This window comes from Paenarthrobacter sp. GQ52 (genome assembly GCF_059759005.1).
On the sequence record NZ_JCAXEJ010000005.1, the window covers coordinates 118,011 to 143,393 of the forward strand.

The 25,383-nt window shown below is 60.4% G+C and carries 22 protein-coding genes; 7 read left to right on the forward strand and 15 right to left on the reverse strand.

Features of this window, described 5'->3' with window-relative positions; all coding sequences use genetic code 11:
• Nucleotides 1–10 precede the first annotated feature (10 nt).
• Together qcrA and qcrB are read left to right on the forward strand one after the other, a co-directional pair.
• Complete coding sequence (gene qcrA, locus AC6CH8_RS09175) at nt 11–1,081, forward strand: cytochrome bc1 complex Rieske iron-sulfur subunit (protein ID WP_026005323.1); 1,071 nt, start codon at nt 11–13, stop codon at nt 1,079–1,081.
• On the forward strand, nt 1,059–2,732 hold the full coding sequence (gene qcrB, locus AC6CH8_RS09180) for a cytochrome bc1 complex cytochrome b subunit (RefSeq protein WP_498190083.1): 1,674 nt from the start codon (nt 1,059–1,061) through the stop codon (nt 2,730–2,732). The genes qcrA and qcrB overlap by 23 nt, the downstream gene beginning before the upstream one ends.
• 106 nt (nt 2,733–2,838) lie before the next feature.
• Here qcrB and AC6CH8_RS09185 read toward each other — a convergent pair whose 3' ends face one another.
• Nucleotides 2,839–3,627, reverse strand: coding sequence for a GntR family transcriptional regulator (locus AC6CH8_RS09185; RefSeq protein WP_420178146.1), 789 nt, complete (start codon nt 3,625–3,627; stop codon nt 2,839–2,841).
• Between the two features lie 157 nt (nt 3,628–3,784).
• On the opposite strand from AC6CH8_RS09185, the gene AC6CH8_RS09190 reads away from it, so the two are divergent.
• Nucleotides 3,785–4,078, forward strand: a complete 294-nt coding sequence (locus tag AC6CH8_RS09190) for an HPr family phosphocarrier protein (protein ID WP_420178147.1) — start codon at nt 3,785–3,787, stop codon at nt 4,076–4,078.
• Nucleotides 4,079–4,196: 118 nt separating this feature from the next.
• On the opposite strand, the gene AC6CH8_RS09195 is transcribed toward AC6CH8_RS09190, so the two are convergent.
• The 5 genes from AC6CH8_RS09195 to AC6CH8_RS09215 all read right to left on the reverse strand — a co-directional run bounded on the left by AC6CH8_RS09195 (nt 4,197) and on the right by AC6CH8_RS09215 (nt 9,375).
• The gene (locus AC6CH8_RS09195) at nt 4,197–4,598 is read right to left on the reverse strand and encodes a cytochrome c oxidase subunit 4 (RefSeq protein ID WP_017197598.1); all 402 of its coding nucleotides are present in this window, start codon (nt 4,596–4,598) and stop codon (nt 4,197–4,199) included.
• The gene (gene ctaD / locus AC6CH8_RS09200) at nt 4,595–6,319 is read right to left on the reverse strand and encodes an aa3-type cytochrome oxidase subunit I (RefSeq protein ID WP_011774899.1); all 1,725 of its coding nucleotides are present in this window, start codon (nt 6,317–6,319) and stop codon (nt 4,595–4,597) included. Before ctaD ends, AC6CH8_RS09195 begins: the two co-directional genes overlap by 4 nt.
• Before the next feature lie 10 nt (nt 6,320–6,329).
• Entirely contained in the window at nt 6,330–7,202 is an 873-nt protein-coding gene (ctaC, locus tag AC6CH8_RS09205; protein WP_091467712.1) for an aa3-type cytochrome oxidase subunit II, read from the reverse strand.
• Nucleotides 7,203–7,384: 182 nt separating this feature from the next.
• A complete protein-coding gene (locus tag AC6CH8_RS09210; protein WP_011774901.1) occupies nt 7,385–7,777 on the reverse strand; it encodes a HesB/IscA family protein in 393 nt (130 codons plus the stop codon).
• A 164-nt stretch (nt 7,778–7,941) separates the two neighbouring features.
• Complete coding sequence (locus AC6CH8_RS09215; protein ID WP_498190085.1) at nt 7,942–9,375, reverse strand: dipeptidase; 1,434 nt, start codon at nt 9,373–9,375, stop codon at nt 7,942–7,944.
• Between the two features lie 133 nt (nt 9,376–9,508).
• Here AC6CH8_RS09215 and AC6CH8_RS09220 point away from each other — a divergent pair, with 133 nt between their 5' ends.
• Nucleotides 9,509–10,102 carry a DUF3043 domain-containing protein gene (locus tag AC6CH8_RS09220; protein WP_017197596.1) on the forward strand — a complete coding sequence of 198 codons (594 nt, stop codon included), beginning with the start codon at nt 9,509–9,511 and terminating at the stop codon, nt 10,100–10,102.
• 80 nt (nt 10,103–10,182) lie between these two features.
• On the opposite strand, the gene AC6CH8_RS09225 is transcribed toward AC6CH8_RS09220, so the two are convergent.
• Complete coding sequence (locus tag AC6CH8_RS09225) at nt 10,183–11,262, reverse strand: quinone-dependent dihydroorotate dehydrogenase (protein ID WP_498190086.1); 1,080 nt, start codon at nt 11,260–11,262, stop codon at nt 10,183–10,185.
• A gap of 820 nt (nt 11,263–12,082) precedes the next feature.
• Between AC6CH8_RS09225 and AC6CH8_RS09230 the strand changes: the two genes are divergently transcribed.
• Both AC6CH8_RS09230 and AC6CH8_RS09235 read left to right on the forward strand, forming a co-directional pair.
• On the forward strand, nt 12,083–13,108 hold the full coding sequence (locus AC6CH8_RS09230; RefSeq protein ID WP_498190088.1) for an alpha/beta hydrolase: 1,026 nt from the start codon (nt 12,083–12,085) through the stop codon (nt 13,106–13,108).
• On the forward strand, nt 13,105–14,178 hold the full coding sequence (locus AC6CH8_RS09235; RefSeq protein ID WP_498190090.1) for an alpha/beta hydrolase: 1,074 nt from the start codon (nt 13,105–13,107) through the stop codon (nt 14,176–14,178). Before AC6CH8_RS09230 ends, AC6CH8_RS09235 begins: the two co-directional genes overlap by 4 nt.
• Nucleotides 14,179–14,193: 15 nt before the next feature.
• Here the strand turns inward: AC6CH8_RS09235 and AC6CH8_RS09240 are convergent, their stop codons facing one another.
• The 3 genes from AC6CH8_RS09240 to leuA form a co-directional block, all read right to left on the reverse strand.
• A complete protein-coding gene (locus AC6CH8_RS09240; RefSeq protein WP_017197593.1) occupies nt 14,194–15,018 on the reverse strand; it encodes an isoprenyl transferase in 825 nt (274 codons plus the stop codon).
• A 2-nt stretch (nt 15,019–15,020) separates the two neighbouring features.
• On the reverse strand, nt 15,021–15,773 hold the full coding sequence (gene recO, locus AC6CH8_RS09245) for a DNA repair protein RecO (protein WP_091467725.1): 753 nt from the start codon (nt 15,771–15,773) through the stop codon (nt 15,021–15,023).
• Between the two features lie 82 nt (nt 15,774–15,855).
• A complete protein-coding gene (gene leuA, locus AC6CH8_RS09250) occupies nt 15,856–17,595 on the reverse strand; it encodes a 2-isopropylmalate synthase (protein WP_091467727.1) in 1,740 nt (579 codons plus the stop codon).
• Nucleotides 17,596–17,844: 249 nt separating this feature from the next.
• On the opposite strand from leuA, the gene AC6CH8_RS09255 reads away from it, so the two are divergent.
• A complete protein-coding gene (locus tag AC6CH8_RS09255) occupies nt 17,845–19,797 on the forward strand; it encodes a M13 family metallopeptidase (protein ID WP_498190093.1) in 1,953 nt (650 codons plus the stop codon).
• 75 nt (nt 19,798–19,872) lie between these two features.
• Here the strand turns inward: AC6CH8_RS09255 and AC6CH8_RS09260 are convergent, their stop codons facing one another.
• The 5 genes from AC6CH8_RS09260 to AC6CH8_RS09280 form a co-directional block, all read right to left on the reverse strand.
• Nucleotides 19,873–21,432, reverse strand: a complete 1,560-nt coding sequence (locus AC6CH8_RS09260) for an LCP family protein (protein ID WP_091467730.1) — start codon at nt 21,430–21,432, stop codon at nt 19,873–19,875.
• 106 nt (nt 21,433–21,538) lie between these two features.
• A complete protein-coding gene (gene era / locus AC6CH8_RS09265; RefSeq protein WP_017197589.1) occupies nt 21,539–22,501 on the reverse strand; it encodes a GTPase Era in 963 nt (320 codons plus the stop codon).
• Nucleotides 22,485–23,816: a hemolysin family protein gene (locus AC6CH8_RS09270; protein WP_011774914.1), complete on the reverse strand. Its 1,332-nt coding sequence runs from the start codon at nt 23,814–23,816 to the stop codon at nt 22,485–22,487. The genes era and AC6CH8_RS09270 overlap by 17 nt, the downstream gene beginning before the upstream one ends.
• A complete protein-coding gene (gene ybeY, locus AC6CH8_RS09275) occupies nt 23,813–24,286 on the reverse strand; it encodes an rRNA maturation RNase YbeY (RefSeq protein ID WP_017197588.1) in 474 nt (157 codons plus the stop codon). Before ybeY ends, AC6CH8_RS09270 begins: the two co-directional genes overlap by 4 nt.
• Nucleotides 24,283–25,365 carry a PhoH family protein gene (locus tag AC6CH8_RS09280; RefSeq protein ID WP_498190096.1) on the reverse strand — a complete coding sequence of 361 codons (1,083 nt, stop codon included), beginning with the start codon at nt 25,363–25,365 and terminating at the stop codon, nt 24,283–24,285. The genes ybeY and AC6CH8_RS09280 overlap by 4 nt, the downstream gene beginning before the upstream one ends.
• Between the last annotated feature and the right edge of the window lie 18 nt (nt 25,366–25,383).

The window sequence follows — 25,383 nt, forward strand, 5'->3', positions numbered from 1 at the left end:
GAGGCGAATTATGGGCAACCATAGTGACGGCAGTCCGAACCACTCGGGCACCGTAGCTACGGCTGGTCAGAATGAGGTGGAGAAGTTCCAGGATCCTGGACTGCCTCCGCATCGTTTGCGCCTGGCTGACACGGACCCGGTAGCCGCAAAGCGCGCCGAGCGTCAGGTAGCCATTCTGTTTGGCACCTCTGTAATCGGTACGCTGGTGTTCCTGGTGGCATACTTTGCCATCGATTTGGGCGACGATACCTCTATTGCAACCATCCGCACCCAGAACCTACTTCTGGGACTCGGTACTGCGTTCGCAATGCTGGGAATCGGTACCGGAATCGTGCACTGGGCCAAGGCCCTGATGCCCGATCACGAAGTGTCCGAAGAGCGCCACGCTATCCGTACTGAAGAAGATCGCCAGGCAGCAGTCCGTATCGTCGATGACATCGTCGACGAGACCGGCATCAAGCGTCGCCCGCTGATCCGCAACACCCTTCTTGGTGCCGTTGCACTTGCTCCCCTGCCTGCCCTCGCCATCTTCGGTGATCTGGGTCCGCGGCCGGACAATGCTTTGGCACACACCATGTGGGCGCCTGAAGGCGACAAGCTCAAGCGACTGACCCGCGACCCTGATGGCACCCCCATCAAGGCTTCGGATGTCACCATCGGTTCGGCCTTCCACGTGATCCCCGAAGGCCTCAACGAACTGCACGAGGGCAAGCTGAACGAGAAGGCAAAAGCCGTCGTTCTCCTGATGCGCCTGGACCCGGATTCGTTGAACCCCTCAGAGGGCCGCGAAGACTGGAGCTACAACGGCATCGTTGCTTACTCCAAGATCTGCACGCACGTCGGTTGTCCGGTTGCTCTCTACGAGCAGCAGACGCACCACCTCCTGTGCCCCTGCCACCAGTCCACTTTTGACCTCACGCAGGAATGCAAGGTCATCTTCGGACCGGCAAGCCGTCCGCTCCCCCAGCTGCCCATCGCAGTTGATGCAGAGGGCTACCTCGTCGCAACCAGCGACTTCAGAGAACCTGTAGGACCGAGTTACTGGGAGCGTGACGAGCATGAGCGCCTCATCAACAGCTGAAGCCCCCTTCGTTCCGAAGACCAAGGTTGGTAGTTTCACCAACTTCGTGGACGAGCGTGTTGGCGGCTCCGGCATCCTGCGCGAGTTCGGCCGGAAGGTCTTCCCCGACCACTGGTCGTTCATGTTCGGTGAGGTGGCGCTGTACTCCTTCGTCATCTTGCTGATGTCAGGTACCTTCCTGACCTTCTTCTTCGACCCGTCCATGGCGGAAACCCACTACCAGGGTTCCTACACGCCGCTGTACAACGTCGAAATGTCGGTTGCCTACAGCTCGTCACTGAACATTTCGTTTGACGTTCGTGGCGGTCTGTTCATGCGCCAGGTTCACCACTGGGCAGCGCTGTTGTTCGTAGCGTCCCTCGGTGTGCACATGCTGCGCGTCTTCTTCACGGGCGCTTTCCGCAAGCCCCGCGAAATGAACTGGGTAGTGGGCGGCGTGCTGCTCATCCTGGCAATGGCTGCCGGCTTCACCGGCTATTCCCTCCCCGATGACCTGCTGTCCGGCAACGGCCTGCGCATCATCGACGGCGTGATCAAGTCCATTCCGGTCATCGGAACGTACACCTCGTTCTTCCTCTTCGGCGGGGAGTTCCCGGGTACGGCTATCATCGGCCGTTTGTACGTCCTGCACATCCTCCTGGTGCCGGCGCTCATCCTCCTGATGATTGTCATCCACCTCTTCATGGTGGTTGTGCACAAGCACACCCAGTACCCCGGCCCGGGACGCAATGACGGCAACGTCGTCGGCTACCCCCTCGGCCCGGTATACGCCGCAAAGGCTGGTGGATTCTTCTTCATCGTCTTCGGTGTCCTGGCGCTCATGGCGGCAGCGTTCACGATCAACCCGATCTGGAACTACGGCCCCTACGATCCCTCCCCGGTTTCGGCCGGTACCCAGCCTGACTGGTACATCGGTTTCGTTGACGGAGCCCTGCGTCTTATGCCGGGTGTCATCAACGACTTCCACTTCGAGTGGGTCATCTTCGGATACACCCTGACCCTAAACGTCCTGCTTCCAGCGCTCGTACCGGCCGGCATCATCTTCACCGTGCTGTTCATGTACCCGTGGATCGAGCGGTGGGTCACCAAGGACAACCGCGAACACCATGTCCTGGACCGCCCGCGCAACGCTCCCACCCGTACTGCCATCGGCGTTGCAGGCTTCACTTGGTACTGCGTGATGTGGGCAGCCGCTGGTTCCGACCTCATTGCAACTCACTTCCACGTGTCGTTGAACGATGTCACTTACTGGCTGCGGACGCTGTTCTTCATCGGCCCTGTCATCGCCTTCATCGTGACCAAGCGAATTGCACTGGCCCTCCAGCGCAAGGACCGCGAAATTGCACTTCATGGTCGCGAGACAGGCCGCATCGTCCGACTCCCCCACGGCGAGTTCATCGAGGTTCACGCCCCGCTGGATGAGTACAAGCGTTACAAGCTCGTCGGGTTCGAATCACCGGCTCCGATCCCGGCACAGCCGAACGAGCATGGCGTAGTCACCCGCAAGGAGAAGCAGCGCGCGGCTCTCTCCCGCTGGTTCTTCGAAGACCGTGTTGCCCCGGCAACGCCTGCGGAACTTGAAGCAGCACACGCACATGGCCACCACGAGGCCATCGCAGCTGGTGAAGACCAGAAGAGCCTGAGCCACTAGCGCTTAGCACTCGACATAAGGGAAGGACCCGGTCCACATGGACCGGGTCCTTCCCTTATGTCTGCTCTATTTCGCCAGCATGCAGGGCATACGGGAAGCTCACGGTCTACTGTGTGCGGTACCCCGACGAGTAGTTGCGCGTGGGACGAATCCCCGGACGCTGCAAGGGAACCCACAGTTTGTAACGGTCCGCACGGTAGTACGACACGGAGTAGTCGACCATTGCACGGGCTACGAAGGCGTGCCGCTGAATCTTGAGTAGCGGGGCGCCGACGTCGACGTTGAGAAGCCGGGCAGTTGACGGCGACGCCGCCGTGGCCTCAATCATGTCCTCACCCCACTCCATCACCAAGCCGAAGCGTTCGCTCAGAACGTTGTACAGCGATGTTGGCGGTGCCTCGTCGAGCAGTCCAGGCACCCGATGGGCTGGAATGAAGTTCTCATCCACGCTCATGGGTTCGTTATCGGCCAACAGCAGACGCCTGAACCGCACCAGGGGCGTGCCCTCGTCCAGTTGCAGCTCCCTGGCCAGGAAAGCACTTGCCGCAATTTGTTCGAAGCTCAGCACCTTTGCAGCGGGCACCATTCCGCGACGCTGCATTTCCTCGCTGTAGGAGGTTAACTTCACCTGTAAATCCAGCTTTGGCTTCCTGACAAAGGTTCCAAGGCCCACTACACGCTCTATTACTTCTTCGCCAACCAAGGCATCAATAGCCTGACGAACTGTCATCCTGGCCAGCCCGAACCGTTCCGATAGATCCCGCTCGGATGGGAGCGCAGACCCTGGTGGACAGGACTGGGCGATAAACGTTCGGAGAATCTCACGGAGCTGAACGTAGATGGGCGTGCCGCTGGTACGGTCGATTTCACCGGCAATGTTTGCTGCCTCAGCCACGGCAGACTTCCAGCAATTGAGTCATGGTTCAAGGATAATTCAGCATGGTCGGAGGTCTAGACCACCGGGGACCCATGTGGAATGGGCGGCGCCCCGGCGGCTAGGCTGGTATGGATTGTTTTTGAGACGGAAGTTCCGTCGTATCAAAGGAGCTGGGTTGCCGGAGCAGAGAACCTTCGTTGCCGCTGAAATCGGGCTGCACGCACGGGCCGCCGCAGTATTTGTTCGTGCTGTCACCGAAACAGGCCTACCGGTGACGATCCGCAAGCCCGACGGCGACCCGGTGGACGCCCGTTCCCTTCTGGAAGTGATGACCGAAGATTTCGGACATGGGTGCGAAGTCTTCCTCGCAGTAGCTCCAGACGCACTCAGCGGCGATCAGAGCCTTCCGGAAGCCGAGAATGCCCTCATAGCTCTTTCCGCCGTCCTGGAGGGCGCACAAGCCCACTGAAAGCACTCTCAGCTTCATGTGAAGACCCGCTGTGATGCGAATCTGTTCCCGCACAACGAGGACTTAACGACGATGGGCCCCACCGGAAGGTGGGGCCCATCATTGTTATACCAACTAGTTAGTGGGCGTGATCGCCACGGCTGTACTCGAAGACCCAGCCAACCAAGGCAATCAAGGCAAGTCCGCCGGCAACGTACGTCACCCAGAACCCAATTGCGAGACCGAGGAAGCCTCCTGCGCAAGCCAAACCAAGGACCAGCGGCCACCAGCTCCAGGGGCTGAAGTGACCCTGCTCGCCAGCTCCTTCGTGGATCTCCGCGTCAGGACGGTCTTCTGGTCGAAGGCCGATTCGCTTACCAGTGAATCCGAGGTAGGCACCGATCATGCCGGCAAGGCCACCGACCAGGAGGATGCCCAGGACACCGACCCATTCATTCCATTCCGTCAGGAAACCGTAGGCGATGGCTACGGGGACGAAGAAGAAGACTCCGGCTCCGAAGAGCCACGATTCAATTTTCATTTGCTGACGTCCCTTTGGTCGGCGTTACCCAAAACGGCTGCTGCGGGTGACGGGGCCTCGGCGGTGTGAACCTGGGCCAACTCCGGGTGGTGAAGGTCCAGGGCCGGGCGCTCGGAGCGGATACGGGGCAAGGAAGTGAAGTTGTGGCGCGGCGGCGGGCAGGAAGTTGCCCACTCCAGCGACGCACCGAAGCCCCACGGGTCATCCACTTCTACCTTTTTGTTGCTGCGCCAGGTGATGTAGACGTTCCAGAAGAACGGCAGGAGGGAAGCACCCAGGACGAAGGAAGAAATAGTGGAGAACTGGTTCATCCACGTGAAGTTATCCTGCGGCATGTAGTCGGCGTAACGACGCGGCATACCCTCAACACCCAGCCAGTGCTGGATGAGGAACGTGCCGTGGAAGCCGAGGAACAGCAGCCAGAAGTGGATCTTGCCGAGGCGCTCGTTGAGCATCTTGCCTGTCCACTTGGGCCACCAGAAGTAGAACCCTGCAAACATGGCGAATACGACGGTACCGAACACAACGTAGTGGAAGTGCGCCACAACGAAGTACGAGTCAGATACGTGGAAGTCCAGCGGCGGCGAGGCCAGGATGATGCCGGTGAGACCACCGAAGAGGAAGGTCACGAGGAAGCCGATGCTCCACAGCATGGGCGTTTCAAACGTAATGGAGCCCTGCCACAGCGTTCCGATCCAGTTGAAGAACTTCACGCCGGTTGGAACTGCGATGAGCATGGTCATGAAGGCGAAGAACGGCAGCAGCACGGATCCGGTCACGTACATGTGGTGGGCCCACACGGTGACGGATAGTGCGGCGATGGCGATCGTCGCGTAGACCAGACCCTTGTAGCCAAAGATCGGCTTGCGGCTGAAGACCGGGAAGATCTCGGACACGATGCCGAAGAACGGCAGCGCGATGATGTACACCTCGGGGTGGCCGAAGAACCAGAACAGGTGCTGCCAGAGGACCGCTCCGCCGTTCTCGGGGTCGAAGATGTGGGCACCGAAACGGCGATCCGCACCGAGTGCGAACAGCGCTGCAGCCAGCGGCGGGAACGCCATCAGTACCAGGATGGCCGTAACAAGGGTGTTCCACGTGAAGATGGGCATGCGCCACATGGTCATGCCGGGTGCACGCATGCAGATGATGGTGGTGATGAAGTTGACGGCACCAAGGATGGTACCGAAGCCTGACAGAGCAAGGCCGAAGACCCACAGGTCACCACCGACGCCGGGACTGAACGTTGTGTTCGAGAGAGGCGCGTAAGCAAACCAACCGAACGATGCAGCACCCTGGGGGGTGATGAACCCGGACACGGCAATGGTCGAACCAAAGAGGAAGAACCAGAAAGCCAAGGCGTTCAGACGCGGGAAGGCAACGTCGGGCGCGCCAATCTGAAGCGGCATGATCACGTTGGCGAAGCCAGCAAACAGCGGTGTAGCGAACATCAGGAGCATCACGGTGCCGTGCATCGTGAACATCTGGTTGTACTGCTCTTTGGTCTGCAGAATCTGCATACCAGGCTCGAACAATTCAGCGCGGATCAGCAGCGCCATGACGCCGCCGAGGCAGAAGAACACGAACGACGCAATCAGGTACATGTACCCGATGGTCTTGTGGTCCGTGGAAGTGATCCAGTTGACGACAATGCGTCCCTTGGATTTAGGAACTACGGGGGCTTCTAGGACCCCCGGTGCGGATTGAGTGTACGTAGCCACGTCGCTCCCCTTACTTGGTTTCGTTCAGGTTCGGGTTGCGGTCATATTCCGCACCGAGCAGGCCCGTGTTGCCATCCTGGCGCAGCTTCTCCATGTGAGCCTGGAATTCAGTCTCGGAGACAACCTTCACGCGGAAGAGCATTTCGGAGTGGTATTCACCGCAGAGTTCGGCGCACTTGCCATCGAAAGTGCCCTCCTTGGTGGGGGTGAACCTGATGTAGTTCGTCTTGCCGGGAATCATGTCGCGCTTCTGAAGGAAGGCGGGAACCCAGAAGGAGTGGATGACATCGCGGGAGTTCAGCTCCAGGTCCACTGACTTGCCAACCGGCAAGTACAGGGTGGGGAGAAGTTCCTTGTTGACCTCGGCACCGGTCAGGTGGGCTTGAACGCCGGCCTCATGGAGGTCTTCGTTGATGACCTCACCCTTTTTGTAGTTGAAGTCCCAGGCCCATTGTTTGCCGCGGACGTCAACAACGACGTCGGCGGGCTGCGAGCGGTCATCGATCGCACGCTGGTCCTGGTCGGTGAAGTAGAAGAACACCAGCACCATGAACAGCGGGATGGTCAAGTAGAAGACCTCGAGCGGCAGGTTATAGCTGAGCTGCTTGGGGAAACCCGTGGTGCCCTTGCGGCGACGGTAAGCGATGATGCACCAGACCAGAAGGCCCCACGTGATAATACCGACTGCCAAGGCGGCGATCCATGAGTTGACCCAGAGGTCCATGATCCGGTCAGTGTGGTTGGTCGTGCCGCGCTCTGTAGGCAGCCAACCCTTCTCTACCTCTGGTGAACATCCGGTCAAAACCAACGCGCCGGCTAGTGCCAAGCCAGTGATCGATGTGATCTTTATGCGTCGGCTGCCGGTTCGGTTCTGCGAACTCACAGACGGCCCTTCCTCTTGTTGCTGTCTCCCGGCAGGCCGAAGGCTCACCGGGCACACTAAAAGTTTTACTACCCGATGTAGAGCTTACCGCTATCACGCGGTTTTCGCGCACATGTCGGCGCCGTGGCTCCGAACGGTTTCAAACCGCGCGAAGAGGCGCCGACATGCGGCGATGGCTCACATCAGTGGAATGAATCGCCGCAGGCGCAAGACCCGCCGGCGTTTGGGTTGTCGATGGTGAAGCCCTGCTTCGAAATGGTGTCTTCGAAGTCGATGCTTGCGCCGCTGAGGTAAGGAACGCTCATCTTGTCCACTACGACCTCAACGCCGTCGTAGTCACGCACAGCGTCTCCGTCGAGCAGGCGCTCATCGAAGTAAAGCTGGTAGATCAGCCCCGAGCATCCTCCGGGCTGGACTGCAACGCGCAGCCGAAGGTCTGTGCGCCCTTCCTGCTCGAGGAGGCTGCGGACCTTGCCTGCGGCGACGTCGGTCAGATTGACCTCGTGCGTGGCCAGTTCGTCGTCGTTGGTGACGAGCTGTGCTCCGGTGCTGTTTTCGTTGGTTGCAGTGCTCATTGGCCTACCTTCTTATGAAGCTCCTGGCGGCGGCGCCGGAACGCTGCCTGCCCTTACCCAATTACGTACGGGTTATAGCTAATGCTACGTCGCGCAGACGCTTAGCTATAACTCCTGACGTAACCACAGACAGCATTCCGTTGTTCCCGGCGCGCCGTGGGAGCTTACTCCACCAAGCCCTCGGCGTTGAGGCGGGCCAGCATCAGGGCTTCGGCCAACACCGCGTGCCGGAAGTCTCCGATGTGCAACGATTCGTTGGCACTGTGCGCGCGGGAATCGGGGTCCTCCACGCCTGTCACGAGGATCTGGACGTCCGGATACATCTCCAAGAGGTCGGAGATGAACGGAATGGAGCCACCGATGCCCATTTCCACGGGTTTGACGCCCCATGACTCACCCAGCGCCCACAGTGCCACCCGCGCCGCTGCGGAGGTCGTATCGGTGGAGAAGGCATTACCCCTCTCCCCCGGCGTGAACGTCACCTTTGCACCAAAAGGCGCATTGGATTCAACGTGCTGCTTCAGGGCCGCCATTGCCGCTTCGGGATCCTGGCCCGGAGCCAATCGCATGCTGAATTTTGCGCGGGCCGCCGGTATGAGGGTGTTCGAGGCGACATCGACAGCCGGGACGTCCATGCCGATGATGGACAGTGCAGGCTTGGTCCACAGGCGGGAGGCGATGGTTCCGCTCCCGGCGAGCCTCACGCCGTCGAGCACTGAGGCATCGGCGCGATAGTCCGCTTCGGTGAGGTCCACGGCCGCCTCGTCACGGCCCACAAGTCCGGCTACCGCAACGTTCCCATCATCGTCGTGAAGTGTGGCAATGAGCCGGGACAAGAGAGTAGGAGCATCGAGCACGGGGCCGCCGAACATGCCTGAGTGCACGGCATGCTCGAGGACGCGCACTTCGAAGGTGCCGTCCACCAAACCCCGAAGGCTGGTGGTCAGGGCGGGAACGCCCACTTTCCAGTTACTTGAGTCGGCAACAACAATCACATCTGCCCGGAGAAGTTCCTGGTGCTCCTCAAGGAATGTCCGGAAAGTGGGCGACCCCGCTTCTTCCTCCCCTTCGAAGAACAAGGTCACGCCGAGCCCGAAATCCTCCCCCAGGACCTTAGTGACAGCACTGTATGCGGCCAGGTGCGCCATGATCCCTGCTTTGTCGTCGGCAGCGCCGCGGCCGTACAACCGGCCATCACGTTGCTGGGCGACGAACGGTTCCGACTTCCAGAGGCTCCGGTCCCCGGGTGGCTGGACGTCATGGTGCGCGTAGAGCAGGATGGTCGGCTTGCCTTCGGCGGCAGGTCGGCGCGCGACGACGGCAGGACCACCGGGCGTACCGTCACCCTTGTTGCAGCGAAGGATGCGGACGTCCTCCACGCCGGCTTCCTTAACCAAGGAAGCCACGGCGTCAGCGCTTCGATCCAGTTCCTTGGGATCGAAGCTTGGCCATGCAATTCCCGGAATACCCACCAGCTCTTCCAGTGACGCGAGTGTGTTCTCGAAAGAGTCGTTGACCGCCGTGGTCAGTGCCTCGACCGGAGTAAAGTCGGGGTGCCCTTGCTTGTTCTGCGGGATCTCCGCATGTGCTGAAGTCATGGGCCACACTTTACCGCCGGGGATTCTCCCGCCGCAGCAGGCGCAGCCCAAGGCATGGGCCTGATACAGGGCAAAGGGCTCGAGCAACCGGACACGTAACGTGCGCCACCTTCTTGAGGGGTATTCTGTATGGGTGTTCGGACGCAAAAAGGAAGAGCCCAGCGCTCAATCAGTAGTAGATCAGGCCTACGCCACCGCACCGGAGTCCGGTGCGGGAAAAGGCGCCCCAACGCCCAAACGGAAGGACCAGGAAGCGGCCCGCAAGCGCCCTTTGGTTCCCAACGACCGTAAGGCCTCCAAGGCAGCGGAAAGGGTAGCCATCCAGGACCAGCGGCAGAAAATGCGGCAAGCCCTCGATACAGGTGACGAGAGGTTCCTCCCCCTTCGCGACAAGGGGCCTCAAAAGCGTTACACGCGTGACTACGTGGACGCTCGGTTCAGCTTGGGCGAGTACCTCATGTTCGGCGCTTTGCTGTTCGTCGTAATTTCCCTGATCATTCCACCCACCAGCGCCGGCATCAGCTACGTCCTTATTGGATTCTGGATCATGTTCCTCGCTGTCTTCGTGGACGTCTTCATCCTGTCGCGCAAGCTTCGCAAGCGGCTAACCGAGAAGTTCGGCGAAGTGGAACGAGGCTCCATCTGGTATGGATGCATGCGTGCCCTCCAGTTCCGCAAACTCCGCCTTCCCAAGCCCCAGGTAAAGCGCGGGCAGTACCCCGCCTAGGCGCCGGAAACCCAGGCACCCCAACCCTTGCATTCAAGAAGACCCCGGACCAGTGGTCCGGGGTCTTCTTGTAGCTGGTATCAGCGAGCTGCCCGCTGACGAAGTTTCACGAGGCCCTTGTTGATGCGCGAAGCCCAAAAAGGTCCTTCATAGAGGAACGCTGTATAGCCCTGCACCAGAGTTGCTCCAGCGTCCAAGCGGTCCTGAACATCCTGCGGCGTGTCCACGCCACCCACCGCAATGAGCACGAGCTGGTCCCCCACAGCGTTCTTGAGCCTGCGCAATACATCCAGGGAGCGCTGCTTCAGGGGTGCTCCCGACAAGCCACCCGCACCCAGGGACTCCACCTTCGCGGCGTCGGAGACGAGCCCATCACGGGAAATCGTGGTGTTGGTGGCAATAATCCCATCGAGCTTCAGGTCCAGCGCAAGGCGTGCGACGTCGTCGACATCATCATCGGAAAGGTCCGGCGCGATCTTGACCAGAAGGGGTACATGCCGGCCGGCAGCTTCGTCCGCAGCGTCGCCAACAGCCCGCAACAGGGGACGCAGCGTCTCCACATTCTGCAGCAAGCGCAGCCCCGGCGTATTCGGAGAACTAACATTGACCACCAGGTAGTCGGCTGCCGGCGCCAGGCTACGTGCACTCACCAAATAGTCCTCGGTAGCGTCGTCGAGCTCAACCAGCTTGGTCTTGCCGATGTTCACCCCAATAACCGGCCGGACGTCGGGGTAGTGCCGCTGCAAAGCAGCCCGTGCTGACTTGAGTCTCGGCGCGACTGCTGCGGCGCCGTCGTTGTTGAATCCCATGCGGTTGATGACCGCTTTGTCCTCAATCAAACGGAAAAGGCGGGGCTTTTCATTGCCTGGCTGCGCCTGGCCGGTGATGGTCCCCACCTCCACATGTCCGAAGCCGAGCTCGGACAAGGCTTCAATGCCGTGACCCTCTTTGTCGAAGCCTGCGGCTAAGCCGAAAGGAGACGGAAAGGTGAGCCCCAGCGCTTCCGTCCGAAGGGAAGCATCAGGAGCTGTGATCCTGGACAAAATCCGGCCGGCTCCGGAACGGTGGGCCGCCCGGATGCCTTGGAAGCCAATCTTGTGGGCTTTCTCGGCATCCATCCAGGAGAAGGCCAACTTGAAGAATGTGGGGTAAACACGCATGGTCCTAGTTTTCCCGCTTACAGACAACTCACCAAACCCGTGACCCGGCCTGCCGCTAGCATGTAGGCGTGCCGCCAGTAAATCGTGACGCAGATCATGGGAGCCAATAGGTCGCTGCCGACGTCTGGCGGCGGCCGCTTTGACCGCTCCGTGGACCAGAAGGCCCGGGAGTGAGCCGAGGCTTATGTCCATTTCGCCTCAGGTCAGAAGCGGTCATGACTACGGAGCCTGGGCGTAGGCTTTTTTCCTTCGTGCAGTGGGCTGAACGCGGCGGCTACGGGCCGCAGGGCCACGGCCATACCGTGCCCCGGTTCCACGTCACGTGGGACACGGGACCGGCGCTGGTTGAACCGTTCCTGCCAAGGTGCTGGAGGGCGTTGATACCGGCAGGGTCGGCCTTCACTTCAGGCATCGGGCCTTGTCGCTGACGACGACGGCGGACAGGTCACCGGCGTTTCCGGCGACGTTCTGCAACCGTCGACGGCGGTCAGGGGACAACATCCGGCCGCGTCGTCATCGGGAGCTTTGAGGCAAGGACGGGAGCCGTGGTGGTGACCACTGGCGGCATCGGCGGCAATCACGCCAAAGTGCGCCGGCAATGGCCGGACGACACGGCTCCCGACTACATGCTCAGTGGAGTACCAGCTTCAGTTGACGGCGAGTTCCTGTCCGCCGTGGGATCCGCGGGAGCTGCCTTGGTCAACGGCGACCGCATGTGGCACTACGGTATCGGGCTTTGGAAGGAACATTCCTCGGCGGTTGCCTCTTCACGAGGAGGGCCGCGGGCCGGGACGTCGCCGCCAGTGTCTAAGCTAAAGCCATGGAGTGGACGGCTGACATCCTGGGAACCGACTTCCAATCCTGCAGGGTTGACGCCCCAGGGCCGGATGGCGTGGTCCGGCGCGCCACCTTGATTCGGCACAGGGCCGAGTCCAAAGACCAAGCTGACAGCGACGCCTACTCAGCTCCGAAGCGCTACGGTGCCGTACTTTTCCTGCACGGTTGGAGCGACTACTTTTTCAACACCGAGTTGGCCCGCTTCTGGGCACAGCTTGGCTACGACTTCTACGCCCTGGACATGCACAACCACGGCCGGAGCCTACAGGCCGATATGCCCGGCGGCTACGTGGCCGACTTGGCCGACTACGATGGCGAAATTGAGAAGGCCATCGAAATCATTCGCCACGACCACACTGCCTCCTCAACTGGAAGCCTGACCCTGATGGGCCATTCAACCGGAGGACTGGTTGCGGCGCTTTGGGCCAGCCGCCACCCGGACGACATCCAATACCTGATTCTCGACAGTCCATGGCTGGAGATGCACGGTAGTTCATTGGTGCGGCGCGCAGCGCAAGCCATGGTGTCCCCGATCGCAAGGATCCGCCCGGAGATGGTTTTGAGGTTGCCGGAGCGGGGCTTCTACTTCCGGAGCATCAGCAGCACTGCTGAAGGGGAATGGACCCTGGATGAGAACTACAGGCCTCCGCTCGCTTTCCCCGTCCGGGCAGGTTGGTTGAGCGCAGTGTTCGCGGGCCATTCCCAAGTTGCCCGCGGCTTGAAGCTGGAGATGCCTGTCCTTGTGCTGACGTCCACCACCAGCGCCAATGGCATGGTGTGGCGGGAAACGATGCGCCGATCGGACGCCGTCCTGGACGTTAGCGTCATTGCACTGCGGGCGATGGCCTTAGGCCGGACAGTTACCTTGGAACGCATCGACGGAGCCCTCCATGACGTCTTCCTTTCAGCGCCGGCAGTAAGGAAGGACGCTTATTCACGACTTGCCCGGTGGGTCAAAGGATTTATGGACAACAACGAGCCGGATCGTCGGCGGGAAGGGGACGCATGACCACCACGGAGGAGTCGGTTTCACTATGGCAGCCCGACGTCCTCGGCCAAGGTTACGAGCGCATGGATTTACCCTTGAAAGCCGACGAGGAGGGGCCAGTAAAGGCGACCCTCATCAGGCATGCACCGCCCGTGGCCCATCCGCCCCAGCAAGGCGTGCTTGATTTCCTGGCTTCCTTTACCAAGCGCAAACGACGCCCAGCCCCATCTGATCCCGGCGGAGCCCCGAAGGTGGTCCTCTACCTGCACGGATGGGCGGACTACTTTCTACAGACGGAGCTGGCCGAGTACCTCACGGCGTCAGGATTTCACTTCTATGCCCTGGACCTCCGGAAATTCGGCCGAAGCCTGCTACCGGGACAGACACCCGGCTACACATCCGATCTTGGCGTATACGACGAAGACCTCGCCGCAGCCTTACGTGAGATCGAACGGGACGTAGCCGCAAGCACCAACAACGCGACGCCGCCCACTATCCACCTGCTCGCCCATTCCTTGGGCGGCTTGATCGCGGCCCTTTGGGCCGACCGTAATCCCGGCCGAGTGGGAACGTTGGTCCTGAATTCTCCATGGCTGGAACTGCAGGGAAGCAGCCTGGTCCGAAGTATCGCCATGCATCTGGTGGAACCCTTTGCCCGGACCGATCCAAAACGTCCTTTCAGGTTCCCGGAAATGCCCGCATATTGGGAAAGTGTCAGCAACGAGGCACATGGCGAGTGGACGCTGGATCCGGTGTGGCGTCCGCGGGCTTCGTTTCCTATCCGGGCCGGATGGACAAAAGCAGTTCTAGCGGGCCACGCCGCGGTAGAGCGCAAGCTCAACATAGACGCCCCGGTGCTTGTGCTTTTGTCCGGGAGGACCAGGATCCAGGCCGAATGGACTGCCGACCTCATGCGTGCCGATGCCGTCATCGACGTTGAAGAAACGTCGCGGCGGGCGCTTGGTCTTGCCCGAAGGACCGCTGTTTTCCGCTATCCCGGCGCCCTGCACGACGTGTTTCTGTCAAGGCGCACAGTCCGCCAACAGGCATACCGTGACGTTGCCGTGTGGCTGGCGGCCTACCCGTACTGAGTTAACGTGTATGTGCTATTTGACAGCGGGCGCCGCGTCCACGGCCCCTCCGTAGCGACGGTCGCGTTTGGCATAAATTTCGACGGCGTCCCAAAGGGTCCGCCGATCCACATCCGGCCACAACGTATCCATGAAGACGAACTCCGCATAAGCCGACTGCCAAAGAAGGAAATTAGATAGCCTCTGCTCCCCCGAACTGCGCAGGAAGAGATCCACATCGGGAAGGTCCGGCTCATCCAAGTACTTTTGAATGGTCTTCTCCGACACCGACCCCGGCTTCAACCGGCCAGCGGCGACGTCGTGCGCGATGGCGGAAACGGCGTCGGCAATTTCTGCGCGTCCACCGTAATTAACACACATGGTCAGTGTGCAGGTGTCATTGGCTCGGGTGTAGTCCTCTGCCTCTTCCAGCTCCTTGATGACCGATCCCCACAGGCGGGGCCTGCGGCCAGCCCAACGGATGCGGACACCCCACTCATCGAGTTGGTTGCGTTGGCGGCGTAGTACATCCTTGTTAAATCCCATGAGGAATCGAACTTCTTCCGGTGACCGGCGCCAGTTCTCGGTGGAGAACGCGTACACACTGACGTACTTGATCCCGAGTTCGATCGCTCCTGCCATGACGTCCAGGAGCGCGGGCTCGCCGGCCTTGTGTCCCTCTATCCGAGGGAGGCCCCGCTGATTAGCCCAACGCCCGTTGCCGTCCATGACTATGGCCACGTGCTGCGGAATGAGCTCACTTGGAATACTCGGCGGCAGAGCTCCGGAAGGGTGTCCATAAGGGGCAACCACGGGGGCAGTCCTCGCCGCTGTTGATTTACTCTTCTTTCCAAGTACCACTGTCAGCTTCGCTCCACGTGTTTGAGTGATTTCAGGGCTCGTTCAAGATGCCACTGGAGGTAACTGGCAACCAAGCCGGCAGCCTCCCGCCTGTGCCGCGGATCCGAAGCATCAGCGACGCTCCAATTGCCAGTTAGTAAGGCGCCCAGCAACAGTACTGTCTCCGGCGCCGGAGCCGGAGAGCCCGGGGGCCTGCAGTCGCCGCACACCATGCCGCCAACGGGGGCGGCAAACGCCGTATGTGGCCCGGGACGGCCACATCGTGCACAATCAGTGAAGCTTGGTGCCCAGCCACCGGTGGCCAGCGCCCGCAAAAGATAAGAATCAAGAATGAGCTCGGGTGGATGGTCCGAACGGCTCAAGGCAGCCAGCGCACCAACCAGCAGATTATATTGGGCGGTCCCTGATTCGGTATCAGCATCCGTGAGCTTCTCGGCAGTCTCCGTCATAGCGGCAGCCACAGTGAACCGCCCATAGTCGGCCGCGATACTGCTTCCGTACGCGCCCTTCGCCACTGCCTGGGTCACAATGTCCAAGGTCCGGCCCGAGACCAGTTGCAGGTCCGCCACCATGAAGGGCTCCAGCCGCGCCCCGAAGCGGCTACTGGTCCTGCGAACACCCTTGGCAACGGCACGAACCTGACCATGGTGTTTGGTCAGCAGAGTGATGATTCGATCCGCCTCGCCCAGCTTGTGGGTACGAAGCACCACGGCATCGTCCCGATAGGACCGCGCTGCAAACGACGGATTGGCCACAACTAATCTTCCCACTATGCCTGGTACGGCAGTGTTCGCCGGACCGTGTGGTGACGGTATTTCCCGTCACCACACGGTGGGCTTAGGCCTGGGCGTCCCGGACGGCCCGGTTCACTGCCGAGATCAATGCCTTGAGGGAGGACGTTGTGGTGCTGGGGTCAATTCCGACACCCCACAAAACGCGTTCTCCGACAGCACATTCAACGTATGCCGCAGCACTGGCACTGCCGCCTTCGGACAGGGCGTGCTCGCTGTAATCGAGCACCCGCACGTCAACGCCATCGTGGTGGAGTATGTCCAACAGGGCTGCAATGGGACCATTGCCATGGCCGGTGCGGCGGACTTCGACGCCGTCGATCCGCAGGTTTGCGTTCATGGTCATGGCGCCCGATTCATCCGTCTCGGTGCTCACGCTACCCAGCCCATAGCGACCCCACTGAGCCTGCTCTTCTTCGGAGGGCAAGTACTCATCCTGGAAGATCTGCCACAGCTGGGCACCGCTGACCTCGCCGCCCACGGCATCGGTACGACGCTGGATGACTCCGGAGAACTCGATCTGTGCCCGGCGGGGCAAATCCAGGTTGTGCTCGTTCTTCAGCAGGTAGGCCACGCCGCCCTTGCCGGACTGCGAGTTAACCCGGATAACAGCTTCATAGCTGCGGCCGAGGTCCTTGGGGTCGATGGGCAGGTAGGGAACCTGCCAGGTGAAGTCGTCAACCGACTTCCCGGCGGCAGCAGCGTCCTTCTCGAGCGCCTCAAAGCCCTTCTTGATGGCATCCTGGTGCGAACCGGAGAAGGCCGTAAAGACGAGGTCGCCACCGTAGGGCGAACGCTCCGGGACCGGCAACTGGTTGCAGTACTCCACAGTGCGGCGTATCTCATCGATATCTGAGAAATCAATCATGGGGTCTACACCCTGCACGAACATGTTGAGCCCCAGCGTCACCAAGTCGACGTTGCCGGTACGTTCGCCGTTGCCGAACAAGCAACCTTCAATGCGGTCGGCGCCTGCCAGGTAACCCAGCTCAGCTGCAGCGACGCCGGTGCCGCGGTCGTTGTGCGGGTGGAGGGAGATGATGATTCCCTCGCGGGGGTGCAGGTTCCTGTGCATCCACTCGATGGAGTCTGCATAGACGTTGGGGGTTGCCATTTCCACCGTGGCCGGCAGGTTGATGATGACCTGCTTGTCGGCAGAAGCCTCAAAGACATCAGCAATGGCGTTGCACACGCGGGCGGCATACTCGAGTTCGGTTCCCGTGAATGACTCCGGTGAGTACTCATACGTGATGTGCGTGTCCGTCAGGGTCTCTTCATACTTCTTGCACAGACGCGCACCCTGCAGCGCAATATCCAGAATGCCGTCTTCGTCCTGGTTGAATACAACGCGACGCTGCAATACCGAAGTGGAGTTGTACAGGTGAACGATAGCCTGCTTGGCGCCGACCAGGGATTCGTAGGTGCGTTCAATCAAGTGTTCACGCGCCTGCGTCAGAACCTGGATGCTGACGTCGTCCGGAATATGACCACCCTCGATGAGCTGGCGAACGAAGTCGAAGTCAGTCTGCGACGCTGAGGGGAAACCAACCTCGATTTCCTTGTAGCCCATCTTGACGAGCAGCTGGAACATCTTCAGCTTGCGTGCCGGGCTCATGGGGTCGATCAGTGCCTGATTGCCATCGCGCAGGTCAACTGCGCACCAACGCGGAGCCTTGGTGATGACCTTGTCCGGCCAGGTGCGGTCCGGAACCTCGACGCTGATCTGGTCCTGGAACGGCAGGTAGCGGTGAATCGGCATACCGGAGGGCTTTTGTGCATTACGCATGACGTGTGGCCTTTTCTCTAAGAACTAAATGAAAGCTTAGCCGGACACAACGGAACTCCGCGGCGAGGATGGCCCAGCTTCAGATAGCTTTCAGGCCCCGCCGCGGCAGCTAAGAAGAAGCATCGCCGTACGCACAAATTCACACTAACACGATGCGTATGATGACAGTGCAACACCTCATGCAACGTCCACTATGCAGACGCCGCGACGGTGGAAACGCCGACTGCAGCGTCCACACAAGGAGCCACAGTGCCACAGTCGGGGATCTCTCTTTCCAACATCGATCACAGCGTCCGGCCCCAGGACGACCTCTATCAGCACGTCAATGGTGCGTGGCTCAACAGCACAACGATTCCGGACGACAGGCCGCTTGAAGGTACTTTCACGGCTTTGCGCGATGGCGCGGAGCTGGCCGTGAAAGCGATTATCGAAGAGGCGGCCGCCAAAGGCAGGTCAGCCACCGGCGTCGAACAGAAAGTTGGCGGACTCTACGCGAGCTTCATGGACGAAGAAGCGGCCGAGGCGAAAGGGATGGAGCCCGTGCGAGGCCGTCTTGATGAGGTTCGCGAGGTGGGCTCCCCAGCGGAACTGGCTGCCCTGATCGGACGATTGTTCCGCTCGGACGTCTCCGGGCTCTTTTCGATCTACCCTGCACCGGACGCTGGCAACCCGGAGCGCATTCTCCTTTATATCGGACAAGGGGGCCTGGGATTGCCGGACGAGTCCTACTACCGGGAAGAAAAGTTCGCGGCCATCGTCGCGGCCTATGGCGACTACATTGCCAAGCTGTTCAACCTCGCAGGCATCCCCGACGCGCAAGCTACCTCCCAGCGCATCGTCGCACTCGAAACCGCTCTGGCATCCCACCACTGGGACAATGTCACGCTGCGGGATCCCCAGAAGACCTACAACCTCAAGACCGCGGCTGAAGCCCTGGAACTGTTCCCCCTGCTCGACACCTGGTTCGAGGCGGCAAGGGTGGAACCAGCCAAGCGAAGTGAAATCGTGGTGAGCACGCCGGACTTCTTTGCTGGGGCGGCAGCTTTGCTGGAATCCCAGCCCCTGGAAACCTGGAAGGAGTGGCTGACCCTCCGGGTTCTCAGTTCGGCTGCGCCCTATCTTTCGTCCGCGTTCGTTTCCACGAACTTCGACTTCTACGGCACCACGCTCAGCGGTACGCCGCAGAACAGGGAACGGTGGAAGCGCGGAGTGGCCGTCGTTGAAGCGGCCCTCGGCGAGGCAGTCGGCCAGATCTACGTTGACCGGCACTTCCCTGCCGGACACAAAGCAAGGATGGAGACGCTGGTCTCAAACCTGATCGAAGCTTATCGGGAGAGTATTTCTTCCCTCGGATGGATGGGCGAGGAGACCAAGAAAGAGGCACTGAAGAAGCTGGACGCGTTCCGTCCAAAGATCGGTTTCCCGGACAAATGGATCGATTACTCCGCCGTGAAAATCGATCCGACGGATCTCCTCGGCAACGTGGAGCGCGCCCATGACGCGGATGTGGACCGGCACCTGGACGAGATCGGTAAGCCGGTTGATCTGACGAAATGGCTCATGACACCGCAGACCGTTAATGCCTACTACCATCCGATGCTCAACGAGATCGTTTTTCCCGCGGCTATCCTTCAGCCACCCTTCTTTAACGCAGATGCGGATGACGCTGTGAACTACGGCGGAATCGGCGCGGTGATCGGTCACGAAATCGGCCACGGTTTCGACGACCAAGGGTCCCAGTTCGATGGCAGCGGCGCACTCCGCAATTGGTGGACGGAAGACGACCGTACAGCCTTCGAAGCCCTGACGGCGAAATTGGTTGCCCAGTACGACGCCCTGTCCCCCTACGCTGCGCCCGACCATAAGGTCAACGGCAAGCTAACTCTGGGCGAGAACATAGGCGACCTCGGAGGCCTCACTATTGCCTACAAGGCCTATCTCCTGAGCCTGAACGGAGCCGAGCCTGAGGTCCTTGACGGCTTCACGGGCTTCCAGCGGTTCTTTATGTCGTGGGCTGCCGGTTGGCGCCAGGTGATCCGGACCGAAGAAGCGATCCGGAGGCTGGCTACGGACCCCCACTCCCCCAACGAGTTCCGCACCAACGCCATAGTCCGCAACCTCGATGCCTTCCATGAAGCCTTCGACGTGACGGAAGCCGATGGCATGTGGATGGAACCCGGGGAACGCGTCAGCATCTGGTAGTACCCGGAAGCGCAACGGCCGGCCAGTTGAAGAACTGGCCGGCCGTTGGTGTGTTCGGCTAAAGCAGGGAATCTCCTACTGGTCGATGTAGAGGGGATTCACCTGTTGGCAAACGGCATCGCTGGCCGTTTGGTTGACAACATCTGACGGGACTGAGGCTGCGCCGTACGCAGTTCCGGTGCCGAAGTCCGTGCCAACGTACAGCTGCACGCCCGCTACACCCGGGGCTTCCTGAACCTGGGCGGCCGGGATTCCGAACAGGGTGGCCACGTCGGCGGCCACATCCGCAAAACCCGGTCCGTAGTAAAGCACAGTTTGATCCACAGGATTGGCCAAGTAGGACACCGTCTGGGCAAATCCGTTCCCCGTGAGCACGGCCATGAGCTCCTGTGCCCGTGTAGCGACGCCGCTGCCATTGGCAACGGCCACCGGCTGGATCGCTTTGTCATACGCCGGCGCGGCAGGCGTGGTGGCCGTTGGCTGAGGAGCCGGGCTTTCGCTAGGTGCCGGAGTGGACGTCGCACCGGGTGTTGTGAGGTCCAGGTCGGCACGAAGTGCCGCGAACAGCTGTGATGACTGAGGCTCCACGAGCTCCAACCGGTTGAGGTCGGCCGCCGCCTGCTGCGTGGGCACAGCCACGAACGCCACCTTGGAAACATCAATATCCTTGAGCCGCCCACCAATGGTCAACAGTGAAGGAACTGACGCCAGGCCCTCGTCCACTGTCAGGTTCTGCGTGACCACATCCGCGATCTGCAAAAGCCGCTGCGGGTTGCCCAAAGTTCCCTCGTCCTTGAGCTTCCGGGTGAGGGAAGAGAGGAAGGCCTGCTGGCCCTTGATGCGACCGAGGTCGCCTCCGTCACCGAATGCATGCCTGGTTCGGAGAAATGCCAAAGCCTGTTCGCCTTCCACCAGGGAATCGCCCTTGGCAAGGCGGAGGCGGGAATCCGGGTCAAAGACCGGATCGCTGACGCAAACGTTGACGCCGCCCACCGCGTGGGATAGCTCCTTGACGGCGTTGAAATCAGCCATCATGAAGTGGTCGATTTCCAAGCCCGTCAACTGGTTGACGGTATCCACAGCGCAGCCGATGCCTGCCTCAGCCATGGCCTCGTTGATCATCACCCCACTGCGGGCAGGAAACGTCTGGTTATTGGTACGGTCCGTGCACTGCGGAACGTCCACCAACAGGTCTCGCGGGAAACTCAGGACGTTAACCCGTTTGTTGTCCGCTGAGATGTCCAGGAGCATCATCACATCGGAGTGGCCATAGCCGGTGGAGTCTTCAGTGCTGCCGTATTCGGCGTTCTTTCCATCACGGGTATCGGAGCCAAGAATCAGGATTTGCAGGCGATCCGTCTTGTCATCGACCAGCGGATCACCCGCATTGCGTGTCTCGCCGGCACTCAAGGGGGCCTTGGTGATGTTGGTCTGCAACCGGATAAACCAAAAAGCGGCAAAGGCAACGCCTGCAACCAGCGCAACGGAGACCACGCCGGTAACAATTTTCAACCAAAGCGGCAGGCCTTTTGGCGCCTTCATGTGGCGAGGGGTACCGTCGGCATCCTCTCCATGGCGTGCCCCACCGGGGACAGCGGTGCCGGTGCCCTGCGGGCGGGCGTCACGACGTCGCACTATTTGGTTTACCTTTCATCAAACAGCTGGATCCCCGCAATCATAGTTGCCGTTTCTGGGAAGTTCCTTATCGCGCCCGAAGCCACGCCGGATCCAGTGGTGCCAATTAGAACCCGAGTTTGACCAGTTGCTTGGGATCGCGCTGCCAGTCTTTAGCTACTTTTACGTGGAGATCAAGGTAAATCCGGGTTCCGAGCAGCGTTTCAATCCCCTTGCGGGCGTTGGTTCCCACCTCGCGCAACCGGCTTCCGCCCTTGCCGATAATGATGGCCTTCTGCGAAGGCCGCTCGACATAAAGATTCACTCGAACATCCAACAGCGGGTTGTCCTCGGTCCGGCCTTCGCGGGGAACGATTTCCTCCACCACCACTGCCAGTGAGTGCGGAAGTTCATCACGGACTCCCTCGAGGGCCGCTTCGCGGATAAGCTCGGCGATCATGACGGCCTCGGGCTCGTCAGTCAGCTCGCCATCAGGATAAAGCGGCGGCGACGACGGCATGTGGCTGATCAGCACATCTGCCACAGTTGAGACCTGGAAACCATCGGCAGCAGAAACAGGCACAATGTCAGCCCAGCCCTGCTCACCAAGAACGTCGCGTCCCAATGCGGCGACTGCGAGCAGTTGCTCCGTCAACGCCTGACGGTCCACAAGGTCCGTTTTAGTCACCAGCGCCACGATCGGCTTGCGTCCGACGGCGGCCAGTTGGGCTGCGATGTATTTGTCGCCAGGGCCGATCTTTTCGTTCGCGGGAAGGCAGAAACCGATGGCATCGACTTCCGCCAGGGTGTCTGCCACCAGTTCGTTAAGACGCTTCCCCAGGAGGGTCCGTGGACGGTGAAGGCCCGGCGTGTCCACGAGGATAAGTTGCGCATCATCGCGGTGAACGATACCTCGAATGGTGTGCCGTGTAGTCTGCGGCTTGGCCGAGGTGATGGCAACCTTCTGGCCAACCAAGGCATTGGTCAGAGTCGACTTTCCCGCGTTGGGTCGGCCGACAAGCACCGAGAAGCCAGCGTGGAAGCCACCGAAATCGGCATCGGCATCGAATTTCTTATTTTGCTTGCTCACGTGGAACTCCCTGTTGCGTTGAGTCGGCGTCATCGAGTAGGTCTTCAAAGTCAGTGTCTTCCTTTGGCATGGCTGCCGCAATGATGTGGCTGACCCTGTTTCGGCGACCCTCCAGCCTATCTGCCCGAAGTGAAATACCATTCACTTCAACGGAGCTCCCAACAATGGGAACCTGACCAAGGGCTTTCGCGAGGAGGCCACCTACGGTATCCACTTCGTCGTCGTCGAGGTCGATATCGAACAACTCGCCCAGGTCATCGATGCTCATGCGGGCACTCACGCGGTACGTGCCATCGCCGAGGTCGACCGCCTCCTCGGCTGCGGCGTCGTATTCATCCACAATCTCGCCCACGATTTCCTCAATGAGGTCCTCAAGGGTGACCAGTCCAGCGGTGCCGCCGTACTCGTCGATCACGATCGCTACGTGTGTGGACTCCTTTTGGAGTTCCCTCAGGAGGTCGCTCACTGGCTTGGATTCCGGGACATAACGAACATCCCTTGCAAGTGAGTCAACGTCATGGGCTTGTAGTCCCGGTTCGCTGCGATGCATGGCTGCAGCCACGTCCTTGAGGTAAAGAATTCCACGGATCTGATCCGTGTTCTCACCGATGACCGGGATTCTTGAATAACCAGAACGCAGGAAAAGGCCCATTGCAGTTTCGAGGTCCGAGCCCGTACCGATGCTGACAATGTCCGTGCGGGGAACCATCACGGAACGCACCAAAGTGTCACCGAAGTCGAAGACTGAATGGATGAGTTCAGCCTCATTGTCTTCAATCATGTCCGACTCCGCGGCACGATCCACGAACTCACGGAACTCTTCTTCGCTGACGAACGCGTCGTCCCCGCTCGGGGCGCCAGGTGCAACTGCCTGCCCCAGGGCAACCAACCATCCGGGGATTGGTCCCAATATCCAGCACAGGAACCTGATCAGCGGAGCAGTGAAACGAACGACGGGTCCGGAGTGGGCCCTGCCCAACTGCCTGGGCGAGACACCCACAAGTACGAAGCCAATCACCGCCATGATGCCCGTAGCTGCGAGCCCGGCGAGCCATACGTTGTCCAGCAAACTGTGCAGGACCACGGCGACGGCAACTGCTGCCGCCATTTCGAACCACACGCGCCAAAAGCGCAGCGCCCGCATATGTGCGATCGGGTTCTTGAGAATGCCCCCCAGTGCTTTGCCCTTGCTGCGCACTATTGATTGTTCGGCCTCATGCCGGGGCAGGAAGTTGAACGCAGCCTCGGCTGCGGTCAGCAGTGCAACGAAGCTAAGGAAAACCAGCGCCATGCCGACCAGGATGATCGAGGTCACTGCATGGTCTCCATGGGGGCATCCTTGCCCAGGAATTCAGACAGCAGTTCCCGCTGCAAGCCGAACATCTCTTCCTTTTCCTCCGGCTCCGCATGGTCAAAACCAAGCAGGTGGAGGATGCCATGGGTGGTCAGGAGAAGCATCTCATCCTGCGTGGCATGCCCGGCGTTGCGCGCCTGCACCTCGGCAACCTGCGGGCAGATGGCGATATCACCCAGCATGCCCTGCGGCGTGGGCTTGTCCGGAGTGCCCGGCGTCAATTCGTCCATGGGTACGGACAACACGTCCGTAGCTCCGGGCTCGTCCATAAGTTCGATGTGCAGCTTTTCCATGGCCGGTTCATCGACAAGGAGAATGGACAGTTCGGCCTGGGGGTGGATGTACAGACGCTCAAAGATGAAGCGGGACAACGTCACCAGCTGCGCTTCGTCCACCGCTACACCGGACTCGTTGTTTACTTCAATGCTCATTTGCGTTCTCCACGTTGGTACTGTGCGCCAGTGGCGTCTGTGCGGTGTGCGTCGTCCCATGTGCTGTAGGCGGAGACGATGTCGGCAACCAAGCGGTGCCGCACGACGTCAGCAGCCTCCAGAATGGAGAAATCGACGTCGTCAATCCCTTTCAGGATCTCCCTGACAATCCGCAGGCCCGATGTCGAACCGGAAGGCAGGTCAATCTGGGTGACATCGCCCGTGACCACCATTTTCGATCCGAAACCGAGGCGGGTCAGGAACATCTTCATCTGCTCCGGAGTGGTGTTCTGCGCTTCGTCGAGGATGATGAAGGCGTCATTCAGTGTCCGTCCTCGCATGTAGGCCAAAGGAGCGACCTCGATGGTCCCCGCAGCCATCAAACGCGGGATGGATTCAGGATCCATCATGTCGTGCAAAGCGTCATACAGCGGGCGAAGATAGGGGTCGATCTTGTCGCTCAGCGTGCCGGGGAGGAAGCCCAGCCTCTCCCCCGCTTCCACCGCGGGCCGGGTCAGGATGATGCGGCTGACTTCCTTCGTCTGCAGGGCCTGCACTGCTTTGGCCATTGCCAGGTAAGTCTTTCCAGTACCAGCCGGGCCAATCCCAAAAATCACGGTGTTGTCGTCAATGGCGTCAACATAGTTTTTCTGGTTCAGCGTCTTCGGCCGTATGGTCTTACCCCTGCTGGACAGGATGTTGTGCGTCAGGACATCCGCCGGATTCTGCACGGACTGCGTCCTCAGCAGGGACACGAGCTGCTGCAGGACGTCCGGAGTGACCACAGTCCCCTTCGCCACGAGCCCCCGGACTTCCTCCAAGAGCCGCATGATGCGTGGAATGACTGCGGAAGGCCCGGTCATGGAAAGTTCGTTGCCACGGACGTGGAAATTAACGTCCTGGAACTGTTCCTCGATGTATCGCAAGGCTTCGTCGTGGCTGCCCAACGAGTGAACCATCTGGTCGGAGTTGTCGAACGTGACAACTTCCGTGCGCGTACCCGGTAGTGTGTGCGGGAACTCGGTGGGCGGCTGGTTGCCGTTTCCGGTCCTGAGCCGCCCGTTCAAAGATTCACTCATAGTGCTGGCCTTAGAGCC

Excerpts from the sequence above, each read along its gene's own strand:
- qcrA (WP_026005323.1), top strand. The coding sequence starts at position 11 with ATGGGCAACCATAGTGACGGCAGTCCGAACCACTCGGGCACCGTAGCT.
- qcrB (WP_498190083.1), top strand. The coding sequence starts at position 1,059 with ATGAGCGCCTCATCAACAGCTGAAGCCCCCTTCGTTCCGAAGACCAAG.
- AC6CH8_RS09195 (WP_017197598.1), bottom strand. The coding sequence starts at position 4,598 with ATGAAAATTGAATCGTGGCTCTTCGGAGCCGGAGTCTTCTTCTTCGTC.
- AC6CH8_RS09210 (WP_011774901.1), bottom strand. The coding sequence starts at position 7,777 with ATGAGCACTGCAACCAACGAAAACAGCACCGGAGCACAGCTCGTCACC.
- AC6CH8_RS09215 (WP_498190085.1), bottom strand. The coding sequence starts at position 9,375 with ATGACTTCAGCACATGCGGAGATCCCGCAGAACAAGCAAGGGCACCCC.
- AC6CH8_RS09225 (WP_498190086.1), bottom strand. The coding sequence starts at position 11,262 with ATGCGTGTTTACCCCACATTCTTCAAGTTGGCCTTCTCCTGGATGGAT.
- AC6CH8_RS09230 (WP_498190088.1), top strand. The coding sequence starts at position 12,083 with ATGGAGTGGACGGCTGACATCCTGGGAACCGACTTCCAATCCTGCAGG.
- AC6CH8_RS09235 (WP_498190090.1), top strand. The coding sequence starts at position 13,105 with ATGACCACCACGGAGGAGTCGGTTTCACTATGGCAGCCCGACGTCCTC.
- leuA (WP_091467727.1), bottom strand. The coding sequence starts at position 17,595 with ATGCGTAATGCACAAAAGCCCTCCGGTATGCCGATTCACCGCTACCTG.
- ybeY (WP_017197588.1), bottom strand. The coding sequence starts at position 24,286 with ATGAGCATTGAAGTAAACAACGAGTCCGGTGTAGCGGTGGACGAAGCG.
- AC6CH8_RS09280 (WP_498190096.1), bottom strand. The coding sequence starts at position 25,365 with ATGAGTGAATCTTTGAACGGGCGGCTCAGGACCGGAAACGGCAACCAG.